Source organism: Deinococcus rhizophilus (assembly GCF_030271215.1).
In the GTDB taxonomy this organism is placed as follows: Bacteria; Deinococcota; Deinococci; order Deinococcales; family Deinococcaceae; genus Deinococcus; species Deinococcus rhizophilus.
Genome location: NZ_JASNGB010000103.1, coordinates 1 through 10,662, shown reverse-complemented (window position 1 = coordinate 10,662; position 10,662 = coordinate 1). Strand labels below are relative to the sequence as shown.

General features: G+C 70.2%; 12 protein-coding genes. 4 read left to right on the top strand and 8 right to left on the bottom strand.

Annotated features, from left to right (window positions below):
- Positions 1-393 (bottom strand): DegV family protein (locus QOL99_RS11145; RefSeq protein WP_285523867.1); only part of this gene is annotated, 393 nt, incomplete at its 3' end.
- 84 nt (positions 394-477) lie between these two features.
- Here QOL99_RS11145 and bshA point away from each other — a divergent pair.
- Positions 478-1,611 carry an N-acetyl-alpha-D-glucosaminyl L-malate synthase BshA gene (bshA, locus tag QOL99_RS11140; protein ID WP_285523865.1) on the top strand — a complete coding sequence of 378 codons (1,134 nt, stop codon included), beginning with the start codon at positions 478-480 and terminating at the stop codon, positions 1,609-1,611.
- 109 nt (positions 1,612-1,720) lie between these two features.
- On the opposite strand, the gene QOL99_RS11135 is transcribed toward bshA, so the two are convergent.
- The 4 genes from QOL99_RS11135 to QOL99_RS11120 form a co-directional block, all read right to left on the bottom strand.
- The gene (locus tag QOL99_RS11135) at positions 1,721-2,287 is read right to left on the bottom strand and encodes a hypothetical protein (protein WP_285523864.1); all 567 of its coding nucleotides are present in this window, start codon (positions 2,285-2,287) and stop codon (positions 1,721-1,723) included.
- Positions 2,288-2,398: 111 nt separating this feature from the next.
- Positions 2,399-3,310, bottom strand: coding sequence for a succinate--CoA ligase subunit alpha (gene sucD, locus QOL99_RS11130; RefSeq protein ID WP_285523862.1), 912 nt, complete (start codon positions 3,308-3,310; stop codon positions 2,399-2,401).
- Positions 3,310-4,470, bottom strand: a complete 1,161-nt coding sequence (gene sucC, locus QOL99_RS11125; RefSeq protein ID WP_285523860.1) for an ADP-forming succinate--CoA ligase subunit beta — start codon at positions 4,468-4,470, stop codon at positions 3,310-3,312. The genes sucD and sucC overlap by 1 nt, the downstream gene beginning before the upstream one ends.
- A gap of 160 nt (positions 4,471-4,630) precedes the next feature.
- Entirely contained in the window at positions 4,631-4,810 is a 180-nt protein-coding gene (locus QOL99_RS11120; protein WP_285523859.1) for a hypothetical protein, read from the bottom strand.
- A gap of 67 nt (positions 4,811-4,877) precedes the next feature.
- On the opposite strand from QOL99_RS11120, the gene QOL99_RS11115 reads away from it, so the two are divergent.
- A complete protein-coding gene (locus QOL99_RS11115; protein ID WP_285523857.1) occupies positions 4,878-5,933 on the top strand; it encodes a M24 family metallopeptidase in 1,056 nt (351 codons plus the stop codon).
- Between the two features lie 67 nt (positions 5,934-6,000).
- The gene (locus tag QOL99_RS11110; protein ID WP_285523856.1) at positions 6,001-6,465 is read left to right on the top strand and encodes a YbjN domain-containing protein; all 465 of its coding nucleotides are present in this window, start codon (positions 6,001-6,003) and stop codon (positions 6,463-6,465) included.
- A gap of 164 nt (positions 6,466-6,629) precedes the next feature.
- Here the strand turns inward: QOL99_RS11110 and pepF are convergent, their stop codons facing one another.
- Positions 6,630-8,453: an oligoendopeptidase F gene (gene pepF, locus QOL99_RS11105; protein ID WP_285523855.1), complete on the bottom strand. Its 1,824-nt coding sequence runs from the start codon at positions 8,451-8,453 to the stop codon at positions 6,630-6,632.
- Positions 8,454-8,503: 50 nt separating this feature from the next.
- Positions 8,504-9,286 carry a TrmH family RNA methyltransferase gene (locus QOL99_RS11100; RefSeq protein WP_285523854.1) on the bottom strand — a complete coding sequence of 261 codons (783 nt, stop codon included), beginning with the start codon at positions 9,284-9,286 and terminating at the stop codon, positions 8,504-8,506.
- Positions 9,287-9,311: 25 nt separating this feature from the next.
- On the opposite strand from QOL99_RS11100, the gene QOL99_RS11095 reads away from it, so the two are divergent.
- Positions 9,312-9,701 carry a YchJ family protein gene (locus tag QOL99_RS11095; protein WP_285523852.1) on the top strand — a complete coding sequence of 130 codons (390 nt, stop codon included), beginning with the start codon at positions 9,312-9,314 and terminating at the stop codon, positions 9,699-9,701.
- Positions 9,702-9,713: 12 nt separating this feature from the next.
- Here QOL99_RS11095 and QOL99_RS11090 read toward each other — a convergent pair.
- A partial coding sequence (locus tag QOL99_RS11090) for a U32 family peptidase (protein WP_285523850.1) occupies positions 9,714-10,662 on the bottom strand: 949 nt, incomplete at its 5' end.

The window sequence follows — 10,662 nt, the reverse complement described above, 5'->3', positions numbered from 1 at the left end:
TTCCCGCGCGGCGAGGGCCGCGTCGGCCAGCGGCAGGGAGGCGAAACCGCTGTCGAGCACGTGAATGCGGTCCCCCGCCCCCAGCGCCTGCGCGGCCTGCCGGGCGTGCGCGGCGGTGGCCGAGAGGTGCCCGCTGATGTGCAGGCTGAGCACCCCGTCGTGGGTGGCGAGCAGTTCGCGGTAGACGCGCTCGAAGGCGGCCTGGGGGGCGGGTTCGGTGCCCACCTGCCCGCCGGAGCGCTGGTGGTCGTACACGGCGTCGGGGTCGATGTCCTGCCAGTCCAGCAGGGTCCGCCCGCCCAGCACGACCCGCAGCGGGACCACGTGCAGGCCGAGGTGCCGGGCCGTCTGGGGGGCGAGGTCACAGGTGGAATCCGTCACGACGGCAAGCATGGTCGGGCCAGCGTACTGGGGCGGGTCACACCGTTTCATCACAGCCGGGTCAGCCCCGGCGCCGCGCCCTATACTCCGCACTCTATGGAACGACCCGACAAGATAGCCGTGCTGTGCCACACCGGAGCGGGTGGGTCCGGCGTGGTGGCGACCGAACTGGGGCTGATGGTGGCGGCGGCCGGGCGCGAGGTGCATTTTGTCGGCTCGGCGGTTCCCTTCCGGCTGGCGGGTCAGCGCGGACTGCGGGGGCCGTACTTTCATCAGGTCGGGGGCTTCGCCTACGCGCTGTTCGACCAGCCCTACCCCGAACTGGCCGCCACCAATACGCTGACCGAGGTGATTCTGGAACATGGAGTCAGCCTCACGCACGCGCACTACGCGATTCCGCACGCCTCGGCGGCGATCCACGCCCGCGAGATCACCGGGCGCAGCCGGGTGCTGACCACCCTGCACGGCACGGACGTGACCCTGGTGGGGGCCGAACCTGCCTTCCGGCACACCACCCGCGACGCGATCGAGCGCAGCGACCACGTGACGGCGGTGTCGCAGTTCCTGGCCGACCAGACCCGCGAGGTGTTCGGCACCACCCGCGAGATCGAGGTCATCCACAACTTCGTGGACGCCGGGCGCTTCGTGCGGGTCACCGACCCGGCCCTGCGGGCCCGCTTCGCCCACCCGGAAGAGGCCCTGATCGTCCATATCAGCAACTTCCGGCCGGTGAAACGGGTGGAGGACGTGGTGCAGGTGTTCGCGCGGGTGGCGGGCGAGATTTCGGCCCGGCTGCTGATGGTGGGGGACGGCCCCGAACGGCCCCGCGCCTTCGAGCTTGCCGGGCAACTCGGCGTGATCGGCCGCACCCATTTCCTGGGCTCCTTTCCCGACGTGGAGGGCGTGCTGGGCATCAGTGACCTCTTCTTGCTGCCCAGCACCAACGAGAGCTTCGGCCTCGCGGCGCTGGAAGCCATGAGCTGCGAGGTCCCGGTTGTCGCGGCCCGCGCGGGCGGTATTCCCGAGGTGGTCGAGGACGGCGTGACCGGCCTGTTGGCCCCGGTCGGCGACGTGGACGCGATGGCCCACGCGGCCCTGCGTATCCTGCGCGATCCAGCCCTCTACCGGCGCATGGGAAGCGCCGCGCGGGAGGCGGCCCTGACCCGCTTTCACCCCGGGCGCATCGTCCCCCGCTATCTCAGCGCCTACGCCCGGACGGTGCAGGACTGAGCGGAACGGGGAAGGTTATAAGTGAATAATTTCACGATACGTCTGGTCGTGAAATTTTTGTTGCCCATGCGGGAAGGTTCACTTGAGGTTCGGCGGCCCAGGGTGGGCGTCAGCGGCCGAGTTCCAGCGTCACGCGGGCCACACCCTCGGTGAAGGGGGCGATGCGGACGGCCCGCCCCACCTCGACCTCGAAGGCGTTCCAGCCGCGCCGGAGGCTGACCGCGTAGCCCCGGCTGGCCCGGACCGTCACGTCACTGCCCACCCAGACCACGAACAGGGAGCCGCGGCCGGTGTCCAGGCTCACTTCACGCAGCGGTTCGCCCTCGTCGCGCTGGCCGCTGCGGTTGAGGTCGCGGTAGGTGAAGAACTTGAGTTCCGCCGTCTGGGGCCCGGCGCTCACGCTGACCGGATCGAGGACGCCGGGCCAGGCGACGTTCCGGGAACTCAGCGCGGTCTGGGCACGGAAGGTCGGGGGAGCGGTGGGAATCTCCAGCCGGAAAGCGCTTCCCGTCACCGGGACGCTGACCAGCTCCTCGACCGGTTGCCCCGAGGGACTCACCGCCCAGCCGCTCACGCGGGTATCGCCCGCCACGGCCCCCACCACGCTTCCCGTGACGGTGAGCGCTGGCGCCGTCCCCAGCAGCAGGGCAGCGAGGGCGAACAGGCGAGCGTTCATGCCCCCAGTCTACGCACGGGCCTGACGGCGATGTGACGCTGGGTTACCGAAGGCCCCAAGAAAAAGGGAGAGGAAGCCGGAGCCTCCTCTCTCCTGTTGCCGCCCTGAACTTCAGGCGGTGACGTTCAGCGCCTTCTTGACGAGGTCGATGATCTCGGGCATGGTGTCGGCCACCGGCACGTTCGCGGCGGCGAAGGCCGCGAGCTTGCTTTCCGGGGTACCGACGTTGCCCATGATGATCGCGCCCGCGTGGCCCATGCGCTTGCCCGCGGGGGCCGAGCGGCCCGAGATGAAGGCCACGACGGGCTTCTTCATATTCTGCGCGATGTACTCGGCGGCGGCTTCCTCGTCGGCGCCGCCGATCTCACCGATCACGACCACGGCGTCGGTGTCCGGGTCGGCCTCGAACATGGGGAGCACGTCCGCGAAGGTCGTACCGATCACCGGGTCGCCGCCGATGCCGACGGTCGTGGAGGTGCCCATCCCGGCGTCGTTGAGCAGCTTGGCGGCCTCGTAGGTCAGCGTGCCGGAGCGGCTGATCAGGCCGATGCGGCCGGGCTTCTCGTAGATGCGGTTGGGCATGATGCCCACCTTGGCCTCGCCGTTGGTCACGAGGCCGGGGCAGTTGCCCCCGATCAGGCGCACGCCCGGGCCGCCCGCCGCGCGGCTCTGCGCGTCGAGATCCTTGACCTCCTGCACGGCCCGCATCATGTCCACGGTGGGCACGCCCTCGGTGATCAGCACGATCAGGGGCATCCCGGCGTGGGCGGCTTCCAGCACGGCGTCGGCGGCCCCGGCGGGCGGCACGAAGATGATGGAGACGTTGGCGCCGGTCGCGCCCTTGGCTTCCTCGACCGAGTTGTAGACGGGCCAGCCCTCGAAGTCGGTGCCGCCCTTGCCGGGGGTCACGCCCGCCACCACCTGGGTGCCGAAGTCGCGCATGGCGCGGGAGTGGCTGGCGCCCTCGCGCCCGGTCATGCCCTGGACGATGACCTTGGAGTTCCTGTCAACGAGAATGCCCATTATTTGCCCTCCGCAGCGTTGGCCTCGCGGGCAGCCTCGTCGGCGGCCTCGAACATGGTGGGGTACATCTGGATCAGGGGGCTGTTCACCTGGGCGAGCAGCGCCTTGGCCTCGTCCTCGGCGGTCCCGGCGATGCGCATCCGCACCGGCTTGGTCAGGATGCCTTCTTCGAGCGCCTGAATCACGCCCTTGGCGACCTCGTCGGCGCGGGTGATGCCGCCGAAGATGTTGATGAAGATCGACTTGACGTCGGGGTCCTTGGAGACCAGCTTGACCGCGTTGTACACGATCTCGGCCTTGGCGCCGCCGCCGATGTCGAGGAAGTTGGCGGGCTTGGCCCCGGCGCGGTTGACCACGTCGAGCGAGGTCATCACGATGCCCGCGCCGTTGCCCAGCACGCCGACATTGCCGTCGTCGAGCTTGACGTAGGCGAAGCCGTACTTGCTGGCCTCGATCTCGAGGGGGTGCTCGGCTTCCAGCTCGCGCCAGTCGGAGAGGTCCTTGTGGCGGTACATCGCGTTGTCGTCGATCTCGAACTTGGTGTCGAGGGCGAGCGGCGTGCCGTCGGCGTCCACGAACAGTGGGTTGATCTCGACCAGCACGGCGTCCATCTTCAGGGCCGCCTCACTCATCTTGACCATCATGTCGGCGATCTTGTTCAGGTTGCCCCTGAAGCCCGCCTTGATCGCGACTTCCCGCGCCTCGAAGGGGCGCAGGCCGGTGACCGGATCGACGCGGTGCTTGATGATCTTCTCGGGGGTGGCTTCGGCGACTTCCTCGATCTCCATGCCGCCCTCGGCCGAGGCCATCAGGGTGTAGCTCTGCACGTTGCGGTCGACGATCATGCCGACGTAGTACTCGGTGCCCGCGTCGATGTCGACGGCCCTGGTGACGAGGACCTTCTTGACGGTGAGGCCCTTGATGTCCATCCCCAGGATCTTCTCGCCGTTCTTGAAGGCCTTGTCGATGTCGGGGCTGAACTTCACGCCGCCCGCCTTGCCGCGTCCGCCGACGTGGACCTGCGCCTTGACGACGACCGGCTGCCCGTACTCGCGGGCGATCTGCCGCACCTCGTCGGGGGTGTAGGCCACCTTGCCCTCCTGCACGTTCACGCCGAACCGGCGCAGCAGTTCCTTGCCCTGATACTCGTGAAGTTTCACGACGCTGTTCCTCCTTGGGGGTGGCTCCGGCCAGTGCGTGGCCTGTCTTTTGTCCCGATCACGGAGTATAAGCCGCGCCAGCGTGAGCCCGGCACCTTGTCCCCGTGGGGGGGACAGTGGTTCAGGACAGTGGTTCAGGACAGGGGCTCAGGACAGGGGCTCAGTCGCCGGGCGTGACCGGGAGCCCGGCGGAGAGGCCGTGGGTGAGCACCAGCAGCACCGTTCCTCCCATGAGGCCCAGCAGAAGCCGGCCCGTGCGTCCCGGCCCCGGTCGAGGAGCGTGGGCAAACCCGGCGCCCAGCCAGAACAGTCCAGCGAAGATCAGCATCCGCCAGAGCATGGACACAGGAGAGCGGCCTGTTCTTTCCCATTCTTTCCCGGCACCCCGTGTGTTACCGTGCCCGCCGATGACACAACTCGAGCAACTGCGGGCGGCGATGGGGCAGGCCGGGGTGGACGCCCTGTGGGTGAGCGATCCGGCCAACGTGCGGGCGGTGAGCGGCTTTTCCAGCGGCAAGGACGGCAAGGTACTGGTCACGCCGGAGGGAGCGGTGCTGTACACCGACGGGCGCTACACGGTGCAGGCGGGGGAGGAGTCGCGCATCGAGCAGCACATCGCGCGGCCCCCGGAGACGTACCAGGACGCGGCGGAGCGGGTACGCGGCGCGCGGGTGGGCTTCGAGGCCGAGCACCTGACGGTCGCGGGTTTGGAGGCCCTGCGCGAGCACTGGGGGGAGGCCGATCTGGTGCCGACGCGCGGGCTGGTGGAGAGGCTGCGGCTCCTCAAGACGCCGGAGGAGGTGGAGGCGATCCGGGAGGCGCAGGCGCTGGCCGACCGGGTGTTCGCCGGGGTGCGCCCGATGATCCGGGCGGGTGTGCGCGAACTCGACGTGGCGCTGGAACTGGAAACCGGCCTGCGCCGCGCGGGGGCCGAGGTCGGCTTCAACGTGATCGTGGCGAGCGGGCCGCGCGGGGCGATGCCGCACGGGGTGGCGAGTGAGCGGGTGATCGAGGAGGGCGACCTCGTGACGGTCGACTTCGGGGCGCGGGTGCGGGGCTACCACTCCGACATGACGCGGACGGTGGCGGTGGGCCGACCGTCGGACGAGATGCGGCGCGTTTACGGGGCCGTGCTGGAGGCAGAGGAAGCCGCCGTCGCCGCCGTGAAACCGGGCGTGCGGGCCGCCGACCTCGACGCGCTGGCACGCGGCATTCTGGAGCGGCACGGGCTGGCCGAGGCGTTCGCGCACTCGCTGGGGCACGGCGTGGGCCTGAACATCCACGAGGGGCCGGGGCTGCGCGCCGCGAGCGAGGACGTGTTGGCCCCCGGCATGGTGATCACGGTGGAGCCGGGCGCCTACCTGCCGGGGGTGGGGGGCGTCCGCATCGAGGACCTCGTGCTCGTCACGCAGGACGGGTACGAGGTGCTGAGCCACACGCCCAGGGAAGCGCTGCCGGGGTAAACAGCGGCTTGCCCGGACAGCGGATGTTAGAATCTGCGCCGGGTTTGCCCCACAGGAGGAGTTTCAAATGACCATGGAAACCGCACTTCTCACGCTGGACACGCTCGCCAAGTACCTGCGCGACAAGGAAGTCCAGCTCGACATCGAGGATCAGGGCGGCCAGCGCTTCATCCGCATGGGCTGGCGCTTCGAGATGGGTGACGCCGCCGTGCTGGTGTCCGTCAACGACGGCCCCAACAACACCAGCCGCCTGGAAGTCACCTGCGTGACCCAGAAGGGCTACGCCGACCGCCGCCAGGAAGTGATGGTCATGCTCAACGACCGCAACCGCGAGCGGGCCTTTTCGCGCTCCATCGACGCGGACGGCAACGTCTGGCTGGAGTACGTGGGCTTCTATCCCACCCTGGCCGAGATGCCCCAGGAGACCTTCGACACCCTGTTCGGCGGCGTCCTGATGCACTTCCAGGACGATTACGCCGCGCTGGAAGGCTTCGCGCCCCAGGGGATGCAGGTTCAGCAGCCTCAGGCGTAAGGATGGACGGGCGGGGATCTCCCCGCCTCTCTTCGAGATCTACAAGTGAAGAGTTTCACGATGAGCTTGGTCGTGAAAATTTTGTCCGCCCTGCCAGCCCTAGCCTTGCAGCTACAGGGAGACGCGGAGGCGATCATTGGCCTCCGCGTCCTGCCCAGCTCGGCTCAGTTCCTCCTGCGCTCTGCCAGCAGCTCCTCCAGGCGGTCCACGTAGCCCGCCAGCGTGCGGAAGGTGGCTTCCACGGGCTCGGGGCTGAGCATGTCCACCCCCGCCTCCTTCAGCGCGTCGATGGGGTCGAGGCGGCCGCCGGACTTCAGGAAGGCGAGATAGCGCTCGCGGGCGGCCTCGGGGTCGGCGCTGAACTGCTCCAGAATCTGGTGGGCGGCGCTGATGCCGGTCGCGTACTGGTAGGCGTAGAAGTTGGCGTACAGGTGGGTGGAGAACTGCGCCCAGAGGATGCCGGAGCGTTCGCGGTCCATCCCCACGCCGTCGCCGTAGCCCTGGGAGAGCAGGTCGGCGGTCAGGGCGATCAGGTCGGGAGCGCTCAGCGTGCCGCCCGCCTCGATACGGCGGTAGGCTTCCAGCTCGAAGGCGGCCAGCGTCGGCATGATGAAGAAGTAGCGGTGGAAGTTGGCGAGGGCCTCCTCGATGATCTGCACCTCGAAGTCGGTGTCGCCGGACCCGCGGGCCTGTTTCAGCAGATGCTGGCGCACCATCGCCTGGTTGAAGTTGCTGGCGACCTCGGCGTGGAAGAGGGTGTAGCGGGGCACGGCGTAGGAATGCTCGCGCTGGGAGAGCAGCGAGTGCATGGAGTGGCCGATCTCGTGGGCCAGGGTGGAATAGCTGCTCATGGTGCCGTTCCAGGTCATGAAGATGTAGGGCTTGACCCGCCCGCCACCGTTGGAATACGCGCCCTGGCGTTTGCCGTCGTTCTCGGCGTAGTCCACCCAGCGCTCGGTGGTGAGGCCGGGGCGCATGTCGCGCAGGTACTCGCCGCCGAGGGGCGCCATGCCTTCCTCGATCCAGTCCACGGCCTGCCCGTAGGAGACGGCGCGGGGTTCGACCAGGGCGGCCTTCACGTCGTACTCGCGCAGTTCGGGGAGGCCCAGCCACTCGCGGCGCACGCGCCAGTAGCGGTGCCAGGTGGGGGTGTGGGCGCGGTAGGTGTCCAGCAGGGTGGTCACGACGCCGGTCGGGATGTTGTCGGGCGCGAGGAAGGACGTGATCGCGTCGGGGTAGCGGCGGGCGCGGGCCAGAAAGACGTTCTGGCGGACGTGGGTGGCGTACATCGCCGCCTGCGAGTGCCGCACGCCGAGGTGGGCGTCGGCGTAGTTCTCCCAGGCCTCGCGGCGAACCTCGCGGTCTGGGCCACTGGTCAGGCGGTCCACGTTGCCCTGGGTGACGGGTTCACCCCCGGCTGTCCCGAAGCGCAGGTCCATGTTGGCGAGGGCAGGGTGGATGCCGCGCTCGGAGGCGAAGGGGGCCTGCACCGCGCCGAGGAGTTCTTCCACCTCCGCCGAGCGGACGTGCGGGCGCGAGCGCCACAGCCGCTCCAGGCGCACCGCGTAGTCGGTGAGGTCGGGGCGGGTCAGCCACCCGCGGACGGTCGCCTCGTCAAGCGCGAGGAGTTCAGGGCGGGCGAAGGCGGTCGCGCTGCCGTAGCGGGCGGCAACCGTGCTGGCACGGTCGCGGCGGGCGGCGGCCTCGGCGTCGCGGCCGTCCACACTGGCCCCCATGCTCGCGTAGGAGAAGAAGCGGGCGAGGCGCAGTTCCACGTCGTCCGACTCGCGCAGGTAGGCAGCGAGGGCGTCGGGGCCGCCGCCGAGTTTTCCGGCGTGGGTGCTCAGGGCGTCGATGGCCGCGGGCAACGCCTCGGCTTCGGCCTCCCAGCTCTCGGGAGTGGCGAAGAGGGCCTCGATATCCCAGGTCTGCTCGCGGGGAACGTCGGCGCGGGCGGGCAGGGCCGCCTTCCTTTGGGCTGTGGTCATGGGGGGAGGCTAGCAGAGGGGCGCCGAGCGTGACCCCTCCGCCAGATGGCCTAGCGGCGCTGGCGCATGGCCTCGTACAGCACCAGGGCCGCCGCCGTCGCCACGTTGAGGCTGTCGGCTTCCCCGTGCATGGGGATGCGAACGGGGAGGTCGGAGGTGCGCCACTCGGGGGGCAGTCCGGCGTGCTCGGCCCCCAGCACCAGGGCCACCTGGCCCGTCAGCGGCGCGTCCCAGTAGTCGCGGGGGGCGTCGGGGGTGCAGGCGACGCGGGTAAAGGCGTACCGGGCGAGGTAGACCTGCGCCTCGGCTTCGGGAAGGGCCGTGACGGGCACGGTAAAGACGCTGCCCTGCGAGGCGCGGATCACGCCGGGCGAGTAGAGGTCCGTGCCGCCCAGGATCAGGACGCCGCCCACGCCCGCCGCGTCTGCCGTGCGGAGGATCGCGCCGAGGTTGCCGGGCTTTTCCAGGCTGTGCAGGACCAGCAGCAGGGTGTCGGGGCCGGGGACGGGCAGCGGGCGGGCAGGCCGGGGGGCGACCGCCAGCAGACCGTCGGGGTTCTCGCGGCCGCTGACCTTCTCGAACGCCTCGCGGGAGAGTTCGAGGCGGGGGCCGGGAAGGGTGGGGGCCACCTCCTGCGCTTCCGGGCTGTAGAGCGCGGGGCAGAGGGAGAGGGTGTGGAACTCCACTCCAGCGGCGGCGGCGCGGGCGAGTTCGCGGGCACCCTCGATCAGGATGACGCCTTCGCGGTCGCGGTCGCGGCGGTTGCGTAAGCGCACCAGCCGCTTGACGTGCGGGTTGTGCAGGGAGGTGATGGCGGGGGCGTGCAGGGGCATCGGGGGTCAGTCTATGCTGCCCGCCATGTCTCCCCTCCCCACCCCGGCCCTGAAGCCCTGCCCCTGCGGTTCGGGGCGCAGTTACGGCGTGTGCTGCGGTCCCCGGCACACGGGCGAGCGGCCCGCCGAGACGCCGGAGGCGCTGATGCGCTCGCGGTATACGGCCTACTGTCTGCGCGACACCGACTACGTGCGGCGCACCTGGCACCCCGACACCTGCCCGGCCGACCTGAATCTGGAGGCGGACGATACCCGCTATGCCGGCCTGACCATTCACCGGGCCGAGGGAGACGGGGTGGAATTCACCGCCACCTTCCGGGCGGGCGGGCGCATGGGCCGGATGCGCGAGCACAGCCAGTTCGCGCGGGTCGGGGAGGCGTGGGTGTACGTGGACGGGGAGGTGCGGGGAGGCTGAACGCCCGCGCCCTCAGAGCATCGGCAGCGTGGTCAGGCCCTCGAAGCCGGGCGGCACGAGGAGGCTGCCCTCGGTGGTGCCCGCGTCGGAGAGGGCGTGCAGGCGGGCCGCCAGCGCCGCCGCGTCCAGCTCGCCCGCGAGGTAGGCGCGGTGGGCCAGGGTCACCTCGCGCACCTCGGCCGGGGACTCGTGGACGAATTCCAGCCGGAAGTCGCGCAGGCCCGCCGCCCGCCAGGTGCCCAGGTGCCCCCCCGCGACCTGGGGCCGTCCCTCGAAGACCGTGTTGCGGCAGCCCACGTCGGCCAGGACGGGGTGCAGCCGCCCGCGCTCGTCGCGCAGAGCAACCCGGTGCGACTCGCAGGGATGGCCGCAGTTGGTGTAGTCGGTACCGTCCGACAGGAAGCGGCAGAAGACGCAGTGCTCAGTGTGAAAGACCGGGAGGTGGCCGTAGGCGATGACCTCCAGCCGCTCCGGGCTGACGAGTCCGGCGAGGTCGGTGATCTGCCGGGCGTTGAGGTCATGGGTGGGCGTGACCCGCGCCAGGCCGAGGTCCAGCAGGGCGCGGGTGGTCAGGACGTTGGCGGCGTTGAGGCTGAAGTCGCCCGTGAGCGCGGGGAGGTCCGGGGTGCCCTGCAAGCCTTCCAGCAACCCGCCGGAGCGCACCAGCAGGTCGGCCCCCAGCGACAGCAGGAACTTCTGGAGGTTCTGCTCGGTGGGCTTGAGGATGCGCGGGCTGGCGACCCGGACGGGAATCCCGGCCGCCTTGACGCGCTCGACGCTGGGTTTGAGGCCGTAGAGCTCGAGGTAATCAAGCGTAATGGAGTCGGGGTGGGCTTCCAGCGCGGCGTCCAGTTGTTCCGGGGTGCGGACGAGGACGTGGAGACGGTCGGGAGCAGGGGTAGGGGCGGGGTGCGCGGCGACGGCCCCGCGCAGCGCCTCGTCCAGCCGGGGCGTGATCCGG